General features: G+C 70.2%; 17 protein-coding genes. 3 read left to right on the top strand and 14 right to left on the bottom strand.

Going from position 1 to position 18,554, the window contains the following annotated elements; all coding sequences use genetic code 11:
* Positions 1–7: 7 nt before the first annotated feature.
* The 11 genes from nuoK to H4687_RS27060 are packed head-to-tail and all read right to left on the bottom strand — an operon-like array spanning position 8 to position 10,887.
* The gene (nuoK, locus tag H4687_RS27110) at positions 8–307 is read right to left on the bottom strand and encodes an NADH-quinone oxidoreductase subunit NuoK (RefSeq protein ID WP_005481399.1); all 300 of its coding nucleotides are present in this window, start codon (positions 305–307) and stop codon (positions 8–10) included.
* Complete coding sequence (locus tag H4687_RS27105) at positions 304–1,140, bottom strand: NADH-quinone oxidoreductase subunit J (RefSeq protein WP_046913389.1); 837 nt, start codon at positions 1,138–1,140, stop codon at positions 304–306. The genes nuoK and H4687_RS27105 overlap by 4 nt, the downstream gene beginning before the upstream one ends.
* Positions 1,137–1,778, bottom strand: a complete 642-nt coding sequence (gene nuoI / locus H4687_RS27100) for an NADH-quinone oxidoreductase subunit NuoI (protein ID WP_046913390.1) — start codon at positions 1,776–1,778, stop codon at positions 1,137–1,139. Before nuoI ends, H4687_RS27105 begins: the two co-directional genes overlap by 4 nt.
* Positions 1,771–3,135: an NADH-quinone oxidoreductase subunit NuoH gene (gene nuoH / locus H4687_RS27095; protein WP_046913391.1), complete on the bottom strand. Its 1,365-nt coding sequence runs from the start codon at positions 3,133–3,135 to the stop codon at positions 1,771–1,773. Before nuoH ends, nuoI begins: the two co-directional genes overlap by 8 nt.
* Positions 3,132–5,636 carry an NADH-quinone oxidoreductase subunit G gene (locus tag H4687_RS27090; RefSeq protein ID WP_046913392.1) on the bottom strand — a complete coding sequence of 835 codons (2,505 nt, stop codon included), beginning with the start codon at positions 5,634–5,636 and terminating at the stop codon, positions 3,132–3,134. The genes nuoH and H4687_RS27090 overlap by 4 nt, the downstream gene beginning before the upstream one ends.
* The gene (gene nuoF / locus H4687_RS27085; protein ID WP_046913393.1) at positions 5,633–6,988 is read right to left on the bottom strand and encodes an NADH-quinone oxidoreductase subunit NuoF; all 1,356 of its coding nucleotides are present in this window, start codon (positions 6,986–6,988) and stop codon (positions 5,633–5,635) included. The genes H4687_RS27090 and nuoF overlap by 4 nt, the downstream gene beginning before the upstream one ends.
* Complete coding sequence (nuoE, locus tag H4687_RS27080; RefSeq protein ID WP_046913402.1) at positions 6,988–7,818, bottom strand: NADH-quinone oxidoreductase subunit NuoE; 831 nt, start codon at positions 7,816–7,818, stop codon at positions 6,988–6,990. Before nuoE ends, nuoF begins: the two co-directional genes overlap by 1 nt.
* Positions 7,819–7,847: 29 nt before the next feature.
* Positions 7,848–9,188: an NADH-quinone oxidoreductase subunit D gene (locus tag H4687_RS27075; protein ID WP_046913394.1), complete on the bottom strand. Its 1,341-nt coding sequence runs from the start codon at positions 9,186–9,188 to the stop codon at positions 7,848–7,850.
* Positions 9,185–9,961: an NADH-quinone oxidoreductase subunit C gene (locus tag H4687_RS27070; protein WP_046913395.1), complete on the bottom strand. Its 777-nt coding sequence runs from the start codon at positions 9,959–9,961 to the stop codon at positions 9,185–9,187. The genes H4687_RS27075 and H4687_RS27070 overlap by 4 nt, the downstream gene beginning before the upstream one ends.
* Positions 9,958–10,512: a NuoB/complex I 20 kDa subunit family protein gene (locus H4687_RS27065; protein ID WP_046913396.1), complete on the bottom strand. Its 555-nt coding sequence runs from the start codon at positions 10,510–10,512 to the stop codon at positions 9,958–9,960. Before H4687_RS27065 ends, H4687_RS27070 begins: the two co-directional genes overlap by 4 nt.
* Positions 10,513–10,527: 15 nt before the next feature.
* The gene (locus H4687_RS27060; protein WP_046913397.1) at positions 10,528–10,887 is read right to left on the bottom strand and encodes an NADH-quinone oxidoreductase subunit A; all 360 of its coding nucleotides are present in this window, start codon (positions 10,885–10,887) and stop codon (positions 10,528–10,530) included.
* A gap of 715 nt (positions 10,888–11,602) precedes the next feature.
* On the opposite strand from H4687_RS27060, the gene H4687_RS27055 reads away from it, so the two are divergent.
* Positions 11,603–12,439, top strand: coding sequence for a C40 family peptidase (locus H4687_RS27055; protein WP_046913398.1), 837 nt, complete (start codon positions 11,603–11,605; stop codon positions 12,437–12,439).
* A gap of 475 nt (positions 12,440–12,914) precedes the next feature.
* Here the strand turns inward: H4687_RS27055 and H4687_RS27050 are convergent, their stop codons facing one another.
* Positions 12,915–14,207, bottom strand: coding sequence for a geranylgeranyl reductase family protein (locus H4687_RS27050; RefSeq protein ID WP_046913399.1), 1,293 nt, complete (start codon positions 14,205–14,207; stop codon positions 12,915–12,917).
* A gap of 145 nt (positions 14,208–14,352) precedes the next feature.
* Here H4687_RS27050 and H4687_RS27045 point away from each other — a divergent pair, with 145 nt between their 5' ends.
* Both H4687_RS27045 and H4687_RS27040 read left to right on the top strand, forming a co-directional pair.
* Positions 14,353–14,859: a GNAT family N-acetyltransferase gene (locus H4687_RS27045; RefSeq protein ID WP_046913400.1), complete on the top strand. Its 507-nt coding sequence runs from the start codon at positions 14,353–14,355 to the stop codon at positions 14,857–14,859.
* 137 nt (positions 14,860–14,996) lie between these two features.
* Positions 14,997–15,320, top strand: coding sequence for a PASTA domain-containing protein (locus H4687_RS27040; RefSeq protein ID WP_078907100.1), 324 nt, complete (start codon positions 14,997–14,999; stop codon positions 15,318–15,320).
* 76 nt (positions 15,321–15,396) lie between these two features.
* On the opposite strand, the gene H4687_RS27035 is transcribed toward H4687_RS27040, so the two are convergent.
* Positions 15,397–17,373, bottom strand: a complete 1,977-nt coding sequence (locus H4687_RS27035) for a zinc ribbon domain-containing protein (RefSeq protein ID WP_107086283.1) — start codon at positions 17,371–17,373, stop codon at positions 15,397–15,399.
* A gap of 198 nt (positions 17,374–17,571) precedes the next feature.
* Positions 17,572–18,270: a demethylmenaquinone methyltransferase gene (locus H4687_RS27030; protein WP_046919180.1), complete on the bottom strand. Its 699-nt coding sequence runs from the start codon at positions 18,268–18,270 to the stop codon at positions 17,572–17,574.
* Between the last annotated feature and the right edge of the window lie 284 nt (positions 18,271–18,554).

Raw genomic sequence — 18,554 nt, 5'->3', positions numbered from 1 at the left:
CGACCCCTTACAGCTTCATCAGGCTGGCGTCGTCGACCGAGGCCGAGTGGCGGGACCGGAACAGCGACACGATGATCGCGAGTCCGACCACGACCTCCGCGGCGGCGACGACCATCGTGAAGAAGGCGATGATCTGGCCGTCGAGATTGCCGTGCATCCGGGAGAAGGCGACCAGGGTGAGGTTGCAGGCGTTGAGCATCAGCTCCACGCACATGAACACCACGATCGCGTTCCGCCTGATCAGGACGCCGGTGGCGCCGATCGTGAACAGCAGGGCGGCGAGATACAGGTAGTTGACGGGATTCACTTCGATGCCTCCCCGCTCTTGCCGCCGTTTCCGCCGTGGGTGCGCTCCAGGCGGTCCTCGGCGCGCTGCTCCAGGGCCTTGAGGTCGTTGAGCGCCTCGGTCGACACGTCCCGGACCTGGCCCCGGTCCCGCAGGGTCTTGGCCACGGTCAGCTCGGACGGGGTGCCGTCGGGCAGCAGACCCGGGATGTCGACCGCGTTGTGCCGGGCGTAGACGCCGGGGGCCGGCAGCGGCGGGAGGTGCTTGCCCTCGCGTACGCGCTCCTCCGCCAGCTCGCGCTGGGTCTTGGCGCGCTCGGTGCGCTCACGGTGGGTGAGGACCATGGCGCCCACGGCGGCCGTGATGAGGAGGGCGCCGGTCAGCTCGAAGGCGAACACGTAGTCGGTGAAGATCAGGGCCGCGAGACCCTCCACGTTGCCGCCGGCGTTCGCCGTGCCGAGGCCGTTGAACTCCGTCAGGGAGGCGTTGCCGATGCCCGCGATCAGCAGGATGCCGAAGCCGGCGCCGCACAGGAGGGCCAGCCAGCGCTGGCCCTTGATCGTCTCCTTCAGGGAGTCCGACGCGGTGACGCCGACGAGCATCACCACGAACAGGAACAGCATCATGATCGCGCCGGTGTAGACGACGATCTGCACGATGCCGAGGAAGTAGGCGCCGTTGGCGAGGTAGAACACCGCCAGGATCACCATCGTGCCGGCGAGGCAGAGCGCGCTGTGCACGGCCCGCTTCATGAAGACGGTGCACAGGGCGCCGATCACGGCGACCGTGCCGAGCACCCAGAACTGGACGGCCTCGCCGGTGGAGGTCGTGTAGGCGGCGAGTTGCTCCGTCATCGGCCGACCGCCTTGTGCGACGCCGACTCGTCCTCGCCGAAGGTGGACGCGGCCTCCTGGGGCTTCTCCCCCTTGGACACCGCCGTCTGCCGCTCCGTACCGGGCGCGGCCTCGGTGACCAGGCCCCGGTAGTAGTCCTGCTCGTCGGTCCCGGGGAAGATCGAGTGGGGTGAGTCGACCATGCCCTCCTCCAGCCCGGCGAGCAGCTGCTCCTTGGTGTAGATGAGGTTGGCGCGGCTGCTGTCCGCCAGTTCGAACTCGTTGGTCATCGTGAGCGCGCGGGTGGGGCACGCCTCGATGCACAGGCCGCACAGGATGCAGCGGGCGTAGTTGATCTGGTAGACGGCGCCGTACCGCTCGCCCGGCGAGTAGCGCTCCTCGTCGGTGTTGTCGGCGCCCTCCACATAGATGGCGTCGGCGGGGCACGCCCAGGCGCACAGCTCGCAGCCGACGCACTTCTCCAGGCCGTCCGGATGGCGGTTGAGCTGGTGCCTGCCGTGGAACCGCGGGGCCGTGGTCTTCTGCTGCTCCGGATACTGCTCGGTCAGCCGCTTCTTGAACATGGCCTTGAAGGTCACGCCGAAGCCGGCGACGGGGTTCTGGAAACCCTGCTTGTTCTCTTTCGGTTCCTCAGCCATCGGACGCCTCCCTCCCATTCGAAGATCCGTCACTGTCAGTATCGGACCCACCACTGACAATCAGCTCCCGCTCCCGGCGCGGACGCCTGCGCGGCACCGGCGGGAGGGTCTGTCCGGGCAGGGGCGGTACGGGGAAGCCGCCGGCCATCGGGTCGAAGGCGGCCGGTTCGGCGGGCCGGTCCTGGGCCTCGCGCCGGTCGCGGAACATGTCGGCGACGACGGAGAGCAGGAACAGCACGATGACGGCACCGGCGACGTACAGGGCGATCTCGGCGAAGTCGTAGTTCTCGTTGCGCAGGGTCCGTACGGTCGCGACGAGCATCAGCCACACCACGGAGACCGGCAGGAGGACCTTCCAGCCGAGCTTCATCAGCTGGTCGTAGCGGACGCGCGGGAGGGTGCCGCGCAGCCAGATGAAGAAGAACAGCAGCAGCTGCACCTTCACCACGAACCAGAGCATCGGCCACCAGCCGTGGTTGGCGCCCTCCCAGAAGGTGCTGATGGGCCAGGGGGCCCGCCAGCCGCCGAGGAAGAGCGTCACCGACACGGCGGAGACGGTCACCATGTTCACGTACTCGGCGAGCATGAACATCGCGAACTTGATCGACGAGTACTCGGTGTTGAAGCCGCCGACCAGGTCGCCCTCGGACTCCGGCATGTCGAAGGGGGCGCGGTTGGTCTCACCGACCATGGTCACGATGTAGATCAGGAACGAGACCGGCAGCAGCACGATGTACCAGCGGTCCTGCTGCGCCTCCACGATCGCCGAGGTCGACATCGACCCCGAGTAGAGGAAGACGGAGGCGAACGCGGCGCCCATGGCGATCTCGTACGAGATCATCTGGGCGGCGGACCGCAGGCCGCCGAGCAGCGGGTAGGTGGAGCCGGAGCTCCAGCCCGCCAGCACGATGCCGTAGATGCCGACCGAGGCGACCGCGAGGACGTAGAGCATCGCGATCGGCAGGTCGGTGAGCTGCATCGTGGTGCGCTGGCCGAAGATCGAGATCTCGTTGCCGGCCGGGCCGAAGGGGATCACCGCGATCGCCATGAAGGCCGGGATGGCCGCGACGATCGGTGCGAGGACGTAGACGACCTTGTCCGCGCGTTTGACGATGACGTCTTCCTTCAGCATCAGCTTGATGCCGTCGGCGAGGGACTGGAGCATGCCCCAGGGGCCGTGCCGGTTGGGGCCGATGCGCAGCTGCATCCAGGCGACGACCTTGCGCTCCCACACGATGGAGAACAGCACGGTCACCATCAGGAAGGCGAAGCAGAACACCGCCTTGACGACGACCAGCCACCAGGGGTCGCGGCCGAACATCGAGAGGTCTTCCGCGGCGAGGTAGTACGCGCTCATGCCTCCACCTCCTCGGGGGCCTCGGCGGCGAGCGTCGCGGGGCCGATACGGACGAGTGCGCCGGGCTGCGCCCCGGTGTCGGAGGCGACGCCCGAGCCGGTGGAGTTCAGCGGCAGCCAGACCACGCGGTCGGGCATCTCGGTGATCTGCAGCGGCAGTTCGACGACCCCGGCGGGGCCGCTCACCGCGAGGACGTCGCCGTTCTTGACGCCGGCCTCGGCGGCCGTGGCGGCGGACACGCGCGCGTGGGCGGCGTGCCGCGTGCCGGCGAGGGCGTCGTCGCCGTCCTGGAGGCGCCCCTGGTCGAGCAGCAGCCGGTGTCCGGCGAGGACGGCCTCTCCGGCGGCCGGGCGCGGCAGTCCGGCGGCGACCTCCACGGGCTCGTTGGCCCGCGCGCCGTCCCATCCGCCGAGGCGCTCCAGCTCCGTGCGCGTGGTGCGCAGATCGGGCAGCCCCAGGTGGACGTCCATGGCGTCGGCCAGCATCTGCAGGACCCGTCCGTCGGTGGGTGCCACCGGGCGGGTCATCTGGTCGGGCTTCAGCGCGGCCTCGAACATCCGCGCGCGGCCCTCCCAGTTGAGGAAGGTGCCCGCCTTCTCGGCGACGGCGGCGACCGGCAGGACGACGTCCGCCCGGTCGGTGACCTCGCTGGGCCGCAGTTCCAGCGACACCAGGAAGCCCACCGCGGTGAGTGCCTCACGCGCGTGCGGCGGATCGGGCAGGTCGGCGACCTCCACGCCCGCCACGACCAGGGCCCCGAGTTCGCCGGTGGCGGCGGCCTCCAGGATCTGCCCGGTGTCGCGGCCGTAACGCGTGGGGAGTTCGGCGACGCCCCAGGCGGAGGCGACCTCCGCGCGGGCGCGCGGGTCGGTCGCCGGGCGGCCGCCCGGGAGCGCCGAGGGCAGCGCGCCCGCCTCGACGGCGGCCCGCTCCCCGGCGCGGCGCGGGATCCACACGAGCTTCGCGCCGGTCAGAGAGGCGGCCCGTACGGCTGCGGTGAGGCCGCCCGCCACGGCCGCGAACCGCTCCCCGACGACGATCACGGCGCCCTCGGTGCGCAGCGCCTCGGCCGCCCTGGTGCCATCCTCGTCCAGTCCGAAGCCGCTCGCGAGGGCGTCCAGCCACTCGGTCTCCGTGCCGGGCGCGGCGGGCAGCAGCGTGCCGCCGGCCTTCGCGAGGCCCCGGGTGGAGTGCGTGGCCAGCGAGAACACCCGCTGCTTGTGCTTACGCCAGGCCTTGCGCAGCCTCAGGAAGACGCCGGGCGCCTCCTCCTCCGCCTCGAACCCGACCAGCAGCACGGCGGGCGCGTTCTCCAGGGAGGCGTACGTGACGCCCGTACCGTCGAGGTCACGACCGCGGCCGGCGACGCGGGCGGCCAGGAAGTCGGCCTCCTCGCCGCTGTGCGCACGCGCGCGGAAGTCGATGTCGTTGGTGTCGAGGGCCACGCGCGCGAACTTGCTGTACGCGTAGGCGTCCTCGACGGTGAGCCGGCCGCCGGTGAGGACACCGGCCCGGCCGCGTGCGGCGAGGAGTCCGCGGGCGGCGGCCTCCAGGGCCTCCGGCCAGGACGCCGGTTCCAGGACGCCCTCGGCGTTGCGGACGAGGGGGGTGGTGAGCCGGTCCGGGCGCTGCGCATAGCGGAACGCGAACCGCCCCTTGTCGCAGATCCACTCCTCGTTGACCTGGGGGTCGTTGGCCGCGAGGCGCCGCATGACCTTGCCGCGCCGGTGGTCGGTGCGGGTCGCGCAGCCGCCGGAGCAGTGCTCGCAGATCGACGGGGAGGAGACGAGGTCGAAGGGGCGGGAGCGGAATCGGTACGCCGCCGAGGTCAGCGCGCCGACGGGGCAGATCTGGATGGTGTTGCCGGAGAAGTACGACTCGAACGGGTCGCCCTCTCCGGTGCCGACCTGCTGGAGCGCGCCCCGCTCGACCAGTTCGATCATCGGGTCGCCGGCGACCTGGTTGGAGAAGCGGGTGCAGCGGGCGCACAGCACGCACCGCTCACGGTCGAGCAGTACCTGGGTGGAGATCGGTACGGGCTTCTCGTAGGTGCGCTTGCGGCCCTCGAAGCGGGACTCGGAGTGGCCGTGCGACATGGCCTGGTTCTGCAGGGGGCACTCGCCGCCCTTGTCGCAGACCGGGCAGTCCAGCGGGTGGTTGATGAGCAGGAGCTCCATCACCCCCTTCTGGGCCTTCTCCGCGACCGGGGAGGTGAGGTGGGTCTTGACGACCATCCCGTCCGTACAGGTGATCGTGCAGGACGCCATGGGCTTGCGCTGGCCCTCGACCTCGACGATGCACTGGCGGCAGGCGCCGACCGGGTCCAGGAGGGGGTGGTCGCAGAAGCGGGGGATCTCGACGCCGAGTTGTTCGGCGGCCCGGATGACCAGAGTGCCCTTGGGCACGCTGATGTCCATGCCGTCGATCTTGAGCGAGACGAGATCCTCCGGCGGGACCGCCGCGTCGCCTCCGCCGGAGGGAGCGCTGGTGGTCACAGTCATGCGTTCACCTCCGCGTGCTTGTCCTTGTCGGCCCAGACGGTCGACTTGGCCGGGTCGAAGGGGCAGCCCCGGCCCGTGATGTGGTCCTCGTACTCCGCGCGGAAGTACTTGAGGGAGGAGAAGATCGGCGAGGCGGCGCCGTCGCCGAGGGCGCAGAACGACTTGCCGTTGATGTTGTCGGCGATGTCGTTCAGCTTGTCGAGGTCGCTCATGACGCCCTTGCCGGCCTCGATGTCACGCAGCAACTGCACGAGCCAGTAGGTGCCTTCGCGGCAGGGGGTGCACTTGCCGCAGGACTCGTGGGCGTAGAACTCGGTCCAGCGGGTGACGGCCCGTACGACGCAGGTCGTCTCGTCGAAGCACTGGAGTGCCTTGGTGCCGAGCATGGAACCCGCGGCGCCCACTCCCTCGTAGTCGAGAGGGACGTCGAGGTGCTCGTCGGTGAACATCGGGGTCGAGGAGCCGCCCGGTGTCCAGAACTTGAGGCGGTGTCCGGGGCGCATTCCGCCGCTCATCTCCAGCAGCTGGCGCAGCGTGATGCCGAGCGGTGCCTCGTACTGGCCGGGGCTCGTGACGTGGCCGCTGAGCGAGTAGAGCGTGAAGCCGGGGGACTTCTCGCTGCCCATCGACCGGAACCATTCCTTGCCCTTGTGCAGGATGGCGGGAACCGACGCGATGGACTCGACGTTGTTCACGACAGTGGGGCACGCGTAGAGGCCCTCGACGGCGGGGAAGGGAGGACGCAGTCGCGGCTGACCACGGCGGCCTTCGAGCGAGTCGAGCAGTGCGGTCTCCTCACCGCAGATGTACGCGCCCGCGCCCGCGTGCACGGTGATGTCGAGGTCGAGTCCGCTGCCCAGGATGTTCTCGCCGAGGAAGCCGGCCTCGTAGGCCTCACGGACGGCCTCGTGCAACCGCCGCAGGACGGGAACGACTTCACCCCGCAGGTAGATGAAGGCGTGCGAGGAACGGATGGCGTAGCACGCGATGATCATGCCTTCGACGAGGCTGTGCGGGTTCGCGAAGAGGAGCGGAATGTCCTTGCACGTTCCGGGTTCCGATTCGTCGGCGTTGACCACCAGATAGTGCGGCTTGCCGTCCCCCTGGGGGATGAACTGCCACTTCATTCCGGTCGGGAATCCCGCGCCGCCCCGGCCGCGCAGCCCGGACTCCTTGACGTACGCGATGACCTCGTCCGGTGACATGGCCAGCGCCTTGCGCAGTCCCTCGTAGCCCTCGTGTCTGCGGTAGACGTCGAGCGACCACGCCCTGTCCTCGTCCCAGAAGGCCGACAGCACGGGTGCGAGCAGCTTGTCCGGGCTGGTGCCCTTGATCTCGGGTGCCAACGTCATCACTCCCCCTCCTCGGCTGCCGGACCGGCCGGGTGGGCGGGGTCCGAGGCCGACGTGTCCTGCGGCGCGTCGTGCGAGCTGAGGTGTTCGGTGGGTGACGGCTCGTGCACCGTGCCGCGCGGCTCGTCGTGCGGGCCGCCGTCGCGTGGATGGACCACGCGCGCGGGTCCGGTCTCTCCCCTGGCCAGGCGGAGGCCTACCAGCGAGGCGGGTCCGGCGCCGCCGCTCGCCTCGACGGCCCCGGGCCGCTCGTCGGGGAAGCCGGCGAGGATCCGCGCGGTCTCCTTGAAGGTGCACAGCGGCGCCCCGCGCGTGGGCTCGACCTCGGCTCCCTCGCGCAGGTCGTCGACGAGGCGCTTGGCGCTGTCGACGGTCTGGTTGTCGAAGAACTCCCAGTTGACCATCACGACCGGCGCGAAGTCGCAGGCCGCGTTGCACTCGATGTGCTCCAGCGTGACCTTGCCGTCGTCGGTGGTCTCGCCATTGCCCACGCCGAGGTGGTCCTGCAGCGCCTCGAAGATCGCGTCGCCGCCCATCACCGCGCACAGGGTGTTGGTGCAGACGCCCACCTGGTAGTCGCCGGAGGGCTTGCGTCGGTACATGGAGTAGAAGGTGGCCACCGCGGTGACCTCGGCCGTGGTCAGGCCGAGCACGTCGGCGCAGAACCGCATGCCGGTGCGGGTGACATGGCCCTCCTCCGCCTGCATGAGATGCAGCAGCGGCAACAGGGCGGACCGGGAGTCCGGGTAACGGGCGACGACCGCGGCGGCGTCGCGTTCCAGCCGGGCTCGAACGTCGTCCGGGAAGTCGGGCGCGGGCAGTTGGGGCATGCCCAGGCTGACGCCCTCGGGGGTGGTGGTCACCGGTCGACGCCTCCCATCACGGGGTCGATGGACGCGACGGCGACGATGACGTCGGCGACCTGGCCGCCCTCGCACATCGCCGCCATGGCCTGCAGGTTGGTGAAGGACGGGTCCCGGAAGTGGACCCGGAAGGGGCGGGTGCCGCCGTCGGAGACGACGTGCACCCCGAGTTCGCCCTTGGGCGACTCGACCGCCGCGTACGCCTGTCCCGGCGGGACGCGGAAGCCCTCGGTCACCAGCTTGAAGTGGTGGATCAGGGCCTCCATGGAGGTGCCCATGATCTTCTTGATGTGGTCCAGGGAGTTGCCGAGTCCGTCCGGCCCGAGCGCGAGCTGGGCGGGCCAGGCGATCTTCTTGTCGCCGACCATGACCGGGCCGGGCTGCAGCCGGTCCAGGCACTGCTCGACGATCCTGAGGGACTGGCGCATCTCTTCGAGCCGGATCAGGAAGCGGCCGTAGGAGTCGCAGGTGTCGGCGGTCGGGACGTCGAAGTCGTAGGTCTCGTATCCGCAGTACGGCTGCGCCTTGCGCAGGTCGTGCGGGAGGCCGGCGGAGCGCAGGATCGGGCCGGTGGCGCCGAGGGCCATGCAGCCGGACAGGTCGAGATGGCCTACGTCCTGCATCCGGGCCTTGAAGATGGGGTTCCCGGTGGCGAGCTTGTCGTACTCGGGGAGGTTCTTCTCCATCTTCTTCACGAACTCGCGGATCTGGTCCACCGCGCCGGGCGGCAGGTCCTGGGCGAGTCCGCCCGGCCGGATGTACGCGTGGTTCATGCGCAGGCCGGTGATCAGCTCGTAGATGTCGAGAATGAGTTCACGATCACGGAATCCGTAGATCATGATCGTGGTCGCGCCCAGCTCCATGCCGCCGGTGGCGATGCACACCAGGTGGGAGGAGAGCCGGTTCAGCTCCATGAGGAGCACACGGATGATCGTGGCGCGGTCGGGGATCTCGTCCTCGATGCCGAGGAGCTTCTCCACGGCGAGGCAGTACGCCGTCTCGTTGAAGAACGGCGTCAGGTAGTCCATGCGCGTCACGAACGTGGTGCCCTGGGTCCACGTGCGGTATTCGAGGTTCTTCTCGATGCCGGTGTGGAGGTAGCCGATGCCGCAGCGGGCCTCGGTGACGGTCTCGCCGTCGATCTCCAGGATGAGCCGGAGCACTCCGTGGGTGGACGGGTGCTGAGGGCCCATGTTGACGATGATGCGTTCGTCGTCGGACCGGGCGGCGGTCTCGGCGACCTCGTCCCAGTCTCCGCCGGTGACCGTGTAGACGGTGCCCTCGGTGGTCTCGCGCGCCGAGGCGGTGGACTCGGCAGATGCGTGCTGCGTGCTCATGAGTACGACCTCCGCTGGTCCGGAGCCGGGATCTGGGCGCCCTTGTACTCGACGGGGATGCCGCCGAGGGGATAGTCCTTGCGCTGCGGGAAGCCCTGCCAGTCGTCCGGCATCATGATCCGCGTCAGTGCGGGGTGGCCGTCGAAGACGATGCCGAAGAAGTCGTACGCCTCGCGCTCGTGCCAGTCGTTGGTCGGGTAGACCGGGACGAGCGACGGGATGTGCGGGTCGGCGTCGGGGGCCGAGACCTCCAGGCGGATCAGCCGGTTGTGGGTGATCGAGCGCAGGTGGTAGACGGCGTGCAGCTCGCGGCCCTTGTCGCCGGGGTAGTGGACGCCACAGACGCCGGTGCACAGCTCGAAGCGCAGGGCCGGGTCGTCGCGCAGGGTCCGGGCGACGCGCGGCAGGTGCTCGCGCTCGATGTGGAAGGTGATCTCGCCGCGGTCGACGACCGTCTTGTCGATCACGTTCTCCGGTACCAGACCCTGTTCCTCCAGGGCGCCCTCCAGCTCGTCGGCGACCTCGTCGAACCAGCCGCCGTAGGGGCGGCCGGCGGCGCCGGGGAGGCGGACGGAGCGGACCAGGCCGCCGTAGCCGGAGGTGTCGCCGCCATTGCTGGCGCCGAACATGCCGCGCTGGACGCGGATCTCCTCACCGCCGTCGCCGCGCTGGCCGGGGAGGTTGGAGGCGGCGAGGTCCTTGTCGGGGTTCACCCCGTTCGAGCCGCCCGCATCCGGTCCGCCGGCACTGTTCCTGCCGTTCGCGTCGCTCATCGCAGCAGCCCCTTCATCTCGATGAGGGGGAGCGCCTTGAGTGCCGCTTCCTCCGCCTCGCGGGCCGCTTCCTCGGCGTTCACGCCGAGCTTGGACGTCTGGATCTTCTGGTGGAGCTTGAGGATCGCGTCCATCAGCATCTCCGGCCGCGGCGGGCAGCCGGGCAGATAGATGTCGACGGGGACGATGTGGTCGACGCCCTGGACGATCGCGTAGTTGTTGAACATGCCGCCCGACGACGCGCAGACCCCCATGGAGATCACCCACTTGGGATTGGGCATCTGGTCGTAGACCTGCCGCAGCACCGGCGCCATCTTCTGGCTGACCCGGCCGGCCACGATCATCAGGTCCGCCTGGCGCGGCGACCCCCGGAACACCTCCATTCCGAAGCGCGCCAGGTCGTAGCGTCCCGCGCCCGTGGTCATCATCTCGATGGCGCAACAGGCGAGGCCGAAGGTGGCGGGGAAGACGGACGCCTTGCGTACCCAGCCCGCGGCCTGCTCGACGGTGGTCAGCAGGAAACCGCTCGGCAGTTTTTCTTCGAGTCCCATGGTCTTAGAGGCCCCTCAGTCCCATTCCAGGCCGCCGCGGCGCCAGACGTACGCGTAGGCGACGAAGACGGTGAGCACGAAGAGCAGCATCTCCACGAGCCCGAAAACACCCAGGGCGCCGAAGGTGACGGCCCAGGGGTAGAGGAAGACGATCTCGATGTCGAAGACGATGAAGAGCATCGCCGTCAGGTAGTACTTGATGGGGAAACGCCCTCCGCCGGCCGGCGTGGGGGTGGGCTCGATCCCGCACTCGTAAGCCTCGAGCTTGGCCCGGTTGTAGCGCTTCGGGCCGATCAGCGAGGCCATGATCACGGAGAAGATCGCAAAGCCTGCCCCGAGGGCTCCCAGTACGAGGATGGGCGCATAGGCGTTCACCGCTCCTCGCTCCTCTCAGTCGGCACTGACTGCTGGCGGATTGCGTCGGTCCTGATCACCGGCTCACCGGTCCCACGAACTCCGCCCGTCCCGACGAAGATCGCGAACATGTGAAGCAGGTCACAAGCCCAACTGCCCCGCATCCTATGCCTGCCGGTCTGTGATCTGCGACACGGGGTGCGGCACCGAGTTTGTGATCTCCACCACCTGACGAACGATCATGATGGCGGACGCAGGTCGATCTTCATACCGGAAGCGCCAGACTGATCACCAGAAGTGACATTTTCGTTCGTTACCGCTGGTCACGCGGGGCGTCTCCATATCAAGAGATTTCCGCTGCATGCAAATTGGTGCTGGACGGGGTCGCTTGGTAGTGCGCGGCGTTCACACCCGGGAGGGAGTCCGGCGACGGATGTGGACGCGTGCACGCGTTCACGAGCGCCGGGAGCGAGCCCTCCCGCGCGGGACGCCGTGCCGACGGGCAACCACTCTGTGACCTGTGTCACACCCGAGCGAGATCAAATCAACCAGCCTTGGCCACTCGCTGCGATCGATGGTAAGCGCAGGGCAATTCGGGCGTATTCACGAAAGTGCATGATCACAGGCATGGCGGGCCGTGTCCGCTATGCCCGTTACGGCGTCAATAAAGAGTGACGCACAGGGAATTTGGGGCCTCCGTTGAACAACTGTGGCGCAGCACACGTTTCTTGAAGGTATGGAGGAGTCGCTGGTACCGCTTGTACCCATGTCCCACACCGCTCACATACGCAGCCACCGGAAACCCCGCCGCAACGCGTCCTCGATCGCGATGCGCGCCGGAGTCGCCGGTGGCGTTCTCAGCACCGTGGCAGTGGCCGGCGCGTCCACGTCGGCTTTCGCGGCGGAGCCGGTGACGCAGACGCTCGAACTGCCCACCCTCACGGCCGACCTGGCCACGCAGGCCGCGCAGTCCGCGGACGCCACGCAGGCGATGGCGGCCGACTACCAGCTGCAGGCCGAGCGTGACACGGCTGCCGAACAGGCTGCCAAGCAGGCCGAGAAGGACCTGGTCAAGGCGAAGAAGGAAGAGGCCCGCAAGAAGGCCGCCGCCGAGGCCGAGCGCAAGGCCGAGGCCGAGCGTGCCGCGCGTGACAGCGAGCGGACCACCCTGACGACCAACTCGTCGACCACCACCACGACGACGACGGCGCCCGCCAGTGGCAGCGTCGGCACGGTCATCGCCTTCCTCAAGGCACAGCTCGGCGACGCCTACGTGATGGGCGCCACCGGCCCCAACGCGTGGGACTGCTCCTCGCTGGTGCAGGCCGCCTTCAAGCAGGTCGGCGTGAGCCTCCCCCGGGTCTCGCAGGACCAGTCGATGCAGGGCACCGAGGTCTCGCTGTCCAACCTTCAGGTCGGCGACATCCTGTACTGGGGCGCCAAGGGCTCCGCGTACCACGTGGGCGTCTACGTCGGGAACGGCCAGTACCTCGACGCGGCGAACCCCTCCAAGGGCGTCGTCATCCAGGACCTGTCCGGCTACCCGGCGACGGGCGCGGTGCGCGTGCTCTGAGGCCTCGCCTCCGCGCGGTCGCCCAGACGCTTTTTTCGAGAGGGCCGCTCTCCCCGAGGGGAAGCGGCCCTCCGGGCTGCCCCCAGAAAGGCCACAGAGGCCCCACAGAGCCGCTGTCACCCCATGCAGGGGGTTGCGGGCGGGCCCGGCCGCCGACGGGCCTCGTCCTCTCCTCTGACGGGTTCCCGCGTCCGGGGTCGGTACACCTCGCGCGCCGCACGGCATGGGGCGCCCGAATCGTCCGCTTCGGACGTCGGGCGGCCGGACGTCCGCTTCGGACGTCGGGCGGCCGGACGTCCGCTTCGGACGTCGGGCGGCCGGACGTCCGCTTCGGACGTCGGGCGGCCGGACGTCCGCTTCGGACGTCGGGCGGCCGGACGTCCGCTTCGGACGTCGGGCGGCCGGGGCCAGGTACTGCCGGTGCGGGGCGGCCGGGGCGGCCACCCCGCTCACGCACTGGGGTCACACACCCCGGTCACGCCTTCGGGGCCACCTTGCTCAGGCCGTTGATGATGCGGTCCATCGCGTCGCCGCCGGTGGGGTCGGTGAGGTTGGCCAGCATCTTCAGGGTGAACTTCATCAGGAGCGGGTGGGTGAGGCCCCGCTGTGTCGCGAGCTTCATGATCTTCGGGTTGCCGATGAGCTTCACGAAGGCGCGGCCCATCGTGTAGTAGCCGCCGAAGGTGTCCTTGAGGACCTGCGGGTAGCGCTGCAGGGCGAGTTCGCGCTGCCCGGGGGTGGTGCGGGCGTGGGCCTGGACGATGACGTCGGCCGCGATCTGCCCGGACTCCATGGCGTAGGCGATGCCCTCGCCGTTGAACGGGTTCACCATGCCGCCGGCGTCGCCGACCAGCAACAGGCCCTTGGTGTAGTGGGGCTGGCGGTTGAAGGCCATCGGAAGCGCGGCGCCGCGGATGGGCCCGGTCATGTTGTCGGGGGTGTAGCCCCACTCCTCCGGCATGGAGGCGCACCAGGCCTTCAGGACGTCGCGCCAGTCCAGCTCCTTGAAGGCGGCGGAGGTGTTGAGCACACCCAGACCGACGTTGGACGTGCCGTCGCCCATGCCGAAGATCCAGCCGTAACCGGGCAGGAGGCGGTCCTCGCCCGGCCCGCGCTTGTCCCACAGTTCCAGCCAGGACTCCAGGTAGTCGTCGTCGTGGCGCGGGGAGGTGAAGTACGTACGGACCGCGACGCCCATCGGACGGTCCTCACGGCGGTGCAGGCCCATCGCGAGGGACAGACGGGTGGAGTTGCCGTCGGCCGCCACCACCAGCGGGGCGTGGAAGGTGACTTCCCGCTTCTCGTCGCCGAGCTTGGCGTGCACGCCGGTGATGCGGCCCGTGCGGTCGTCGATGATCGGTGCGCCCACGTTGCAGCGCTCGTACAGCCGGGCGCCCGCCTTCTGGGCCTGGCGGGCGAGCTGCTCGTCGAAGTCGTCGCGCTTGCGGACGAGTCCGTAGTTCGGGTAGGCGGCGAGATCCGGCCAGTCCAGCTGGAGACGGACGCCACCGCCGATGATCCGCAGGCCCTTGTTGCGGAGCCAGCCGGCCTCCTCGGAGATGTCGATGCCCATCGACACCAGCTGCTTGGTGGCACGCGGGGTGAGGCCGTCGCCGCAGACCTTCTCCCTGGGGAAGCTGGTCTTCTCCAGGAGCAGCACGTCCAGTCCGGCCTTCGCCAGGTAGTACGCGGTGGTGGAACCGGCTGGCCCGGCCCCGACGACGATCACATCGGCGGTGTGTTCGGTAAGGGGCTGGGGCTCGGTCACGACGGGTACTCCCCAAGTAGTAGAGGGTGCGAAGCAAAGCCTGCTGGACGTCCGCGGGCCGGACGGCCAGAAAACATGTGCCGACAGGCGTCGGACATGGGCAGTCTATTCAGCGGTACCGATCATCGGCTGAAGGGCTGCCCCTGTGACCAGAGCTCTGCCCGACGTACGGCTGCGCGTCCCCACCGACGAGGACGCCTTCGCCTGGCACCGGATCTTCGACGATCCCGACGTCATGGAGTTCCACGGCGGCCGGTCCGCCGAGCTGTCCGTCTACGAGGAGCTCACCGCGCGCCAGCGCCGCCACGACGCCGAACACGGGTTCTGCCTGTGGACGATGCTCGACGAGGAGGGCCGGGCCATAGGCTTCACCGGCGCCCAGCCGTGGCCCCGGGAGTGGGGTCCGACCGGCGAGATCGAGATCGGCTGGCGGCTCGCCCGGGACCACTGGGGCAAGGGGTATGTGACCGCCGCCGCCACACAGACCCTGGAACGGGTGCGGGAGGCGGGCGTGGGCAGCGTCGTCGCCATGGTCAACGCCCGCAACGAGCGGTCCATCGCGGTGGCCCGGCGGCTGGGCATGGAGCTGGCGGAGACGTACACGACACCGGTCTCGCGGCAGGAGGGGCACTGCTACCGGCTGGCGCTGTGAGGGGCCGCTCGTTCCGCCTGTTCGAGATTTCGCCAACTCGTCACCCAGAGTAGCTATTTGCCGCAGATTGCCACGCAGTGCTTCCAATCGGCCTCGCTCGGCGGCTACTCTGCCGGTACCGCTGGGGGTGAACATCTGTGCGCATAACACCCAAGTCATCCGAAGTGCGCGTGCCGCGGTTCGTCGGCCTGATGGCCGTGGACGCGCACGAGACGGCCGAGGCGGACGGGCTGACCCTCGTCGCGCCCGACCGGCCCGACCTCCGACTCGCCGTCGTGGACCACGTCGTACGGCAGTACCCGCCACCGGGCGTGAAGGTGCCGCGCGGGGCCGCGGTGACCGTGTGGTTCGAGTCGGGTGACGACGGCGGCGGTGTGCGGGAACCGCGCCACGGTGGACCGCCGCCGGGGTTGCGCAGGGCGTTGGACGAGCCGGGGGATCCGTTCCCGGTTCTCCGCTAGCCCGGCGAGGACCCGGGTCCGGGGCTGCCCCGCGCCTCGTCGGCGCGGGTCGCCGCCACTTCCCTCCGGACCCTCCCTACTTCTGCCAGAGCAGGATCGCCGCCGCCCCTCCCCCGCCGATCACGAGGGCCGCGACGATCGTGATGATCCAGACCAGGGTCCGGCTGCGGGGCCCGGCCGGGGCCCCGGGTGCCACGTGATGGCCGAGTTCGACGAGCGGAGGCTCGTACGAGGCCGAGGCCGAGGCCGAGGCCGGCGCGGGCGCCGGGGCCGGGGCCGGGACCGAGGGCTGGTGCGGGACGGAGGGCTGCCGCGGGACCCCGTGGGACGCCGGGCCACCGCTCGGCATGGCGGGGATCGGCGGGGCGATGACCGCCGTGCGCGCCCCGGCCATCTGGACCAGATAGGGCGCGAGGAAGGCGGCACCGAAGATCCACAGGAGGCCGAAGAGCAGCGCCTCGGGGATGTCGAGGCCCACGTCCACCTGGCCCGCCGCCGAGAACTCGCTGCTGAAGTCGGACGTGGCGGAGCCGGACGCCTCCATGCCGAAGCCGCTGACACCGGCGAGGAGGAGGAACAGTCCGAAGAAGACCCCGGCGGCGAGGAGTTGTTCGCCGCGCCCCGAGGAGCGGCGGGCCGCCAGCACCCCGAGGGTCAGGGCGCACACCGCGCCCAGCGTCAACGCCCCCACGACCGCCCAGGAGTTGACGGCGTCGCCCAGTTCGGAGAGCCCGAACGACTCGCGCTCGTAGCCGCCGCCGTACGGGCCGGACTCGACGAGCCCGTAGTCACCGGACGAGTCGCCACCACCGAACGACGCGTCGCTCCCCTGACTCGTACGGCCCGCCTCGCCCTGGACGGACGCGCCCCAGCCGAGGCCGAGGAGGTGGACGGCGAGGTTGGGCAGGACGAGCAGGACGAGCAGGAGCGGGTTGAGTTCCTCGTCCCATTCGCCCTGCCACTCGTCGTTCGCCGCGAGGACGACGAACGCGACGAGCGAGCAGAGGACGAGGACGATCGCCATGGCCCGTACGGCCGTCCCGGTCGCCCGGAACAGGGCCCGGGGGCCGGGGCGGACGGCCAGCCAGGCGGCCAGGTCGTCGCGTTGCAGCAGACCGGCCGAGACGGCGGCGGTGAGCAGCAGGGCGCCGAGGGCCGCGCGCCAGACCGCTGTCGAGACCTCGACGACCGCGATCTCGGGCTCCCCGAACAGCGCGAGCAGCAGAACGGCGACCGTCACCAGCAGCGTGACCCGCACGGCCGCTTCGAGCCCGGCGGTACGGCCGCCACCGGGCACCGCCGCGGGCACTCCGGCGTACGTACCGCCGTAGCCGCCGGCGTGGGTACCGCCCGGCACGCCCCCGTATGTGCCGCCGTACGCGCTGCCGTACGCGCTGCCGTACGCACCACCGCCGTACGCGCCCCGCGTCACCAGGCGTGTGCGGAGCAGCCGTACGCCGATGAAGAGGGCCCCGACGAAGAGGGCGGTCACCGTGAGCGGGACCAGGGTCACCGAGAGGGCGCCCCCGGCGGACCGGAACTCGCCGGAGTAGTCGCCGCCGCCGGACTCGGAGATCTCGAAGCCGCCGCCGAGGCCCTGGAGGAGGCCGGCGAGGGCGAGGCCGAGACGGTCGCCGAAGCCCACGAAGTCCCCTTCGTCCTGGCCGCTCTGGCCGTACGACGGGATGGCCAGGGCGACGGCCGCCAGGAAGAGGAGCCCGACCGGCCACAGGGCGGCCAGGGCCGCACCTGCCCAGTCGCCCCGGAAGGCCCGGCCGAGGAAGGCGCCCACGGGTGAGGGGCGTGCGGGGGCGGGAGCGTACTCGGGCGGGGGCGGCGGCGGGCCGGGGGGTGCACCCGGCGGGGCCGACGGGGGAACCGCCGGTGGAGCGGTCGGTGGGGCGGTCGGCGGGGCGGTCGGTGGCGCCGGAGTCGCCCCGGTCCCCGCGCCGGGCGCCGCCGCCGGGACCGGCGGGCGTTCCCGTCCGCACTTCATGCAGAAGCGCGCCTCGTCGGGGCCGGGTGTTCCGCAGTGCGGGCAGTAGGACGTCATGCAACGCTCCGTCATTCAGAGAACTCGTGCCGTGAGGTGACGTGCTCAGGGCTCGCACCGGTGAGTCGTGAGACATCACCGGCGCGTACCGACGTATCAACGGACGGTAGTTTCTGTTGACCGGTTCCCGTCAACCGGATTCCCTCGCGAGCGTCCCTCGTGCGAGTGAACCAGGAGTGTCGTGGGTGTCCTCGCGCCCTACGTGAGGGCCTTGAACCCCCGGTGCAGCGCGACGATCCCGCCCGACAGGTTGCGCCACGCCACCGTGTCCCAGCCGGCCTTCCGGAGCCGCTCGGCGAGACCGGCCTGGTCGGGCCAGGCGCGGATGGACTCGGCGAGATAGACGTAGGCGTCCGGGTTGGACGACACCGCGCGGGCCACCGGCGGCAGCGCACGCATCAGGTACTCCGTGTAGACGGTGCGGAACGGCGCCCAGGTCGGGTGGGAGAACTCGCAGATCACCACGCGCCCACCGGGCTTGGTCACCCGGTACAGCTCGCGCAGCGCGGTGTCGGTGTCCTGCACGTTGCGCAGGCCGAAGGAGATGGTCACCGCGTCGAAGGTGTCGTCCTTGAACGGCAGCCTTGTGGCGTCACCGGCGGTGAACGGCAGCCAGGAGGTGCGCTCCTTGCCGACCCGGAGCATGCCGAGGGAGAAGTCGCACGGCACGACGTACGCGCCGGTCCGCGCGAAGGGCAGGGACGAGGTGCCCGTACCGGCGGCGAGGTCCAGGATCTTCTGGGCGGGGCGGGCGTCGACCGCCTGCGCGACCTCCTTGCGCCAGCGCCGGTCCTGTCCGAGGGACAGCACGTCGTTGGTCAGGTCGTACCGTTTCGCCACTCGGTCGAACATCGAGGCGACTTCGTGCGGCTGCTTGTCCAGGGATGCGCGGGTCACGGGCCCATTGTGGCAGTACGGGCCGCACACCCACGCGGCGCCCGGCCCGTCACCGGCCACCCGGTGTCACGGCAGCGGTCGCGGCCTCCTCCCCGCCGCCACGTCCTCCACCCGGCCGCAGAACAGCACGAAGGTGCCGATCGGCGGCCGGCCGACGCCCCACATGAGGATGCGTGAAGGCGTACCCCCAGCCCATGAACGCCATACCGAGCACGACGGCGTCCCCGAGGCAGACGACCCCGAGCAGCGTGCCGCAGCACCGCAGCGGTCTGGCGCGGCGCCCG

The sequence above is a fragment of the Streptomyces stelliscabiei genome (genome assembly GCF_014873495.1).
GTDB lineage: Bacteria > Actinomycetota > Actinomycetes > Streptomycetales > Streptomycetaceae > Streptomyces > Streptomyces bottropensis.
Note: the sequence above shows the minus strand (reverse complement) of the source record. Positions and strands in the feature narration are given on the sequence as shown.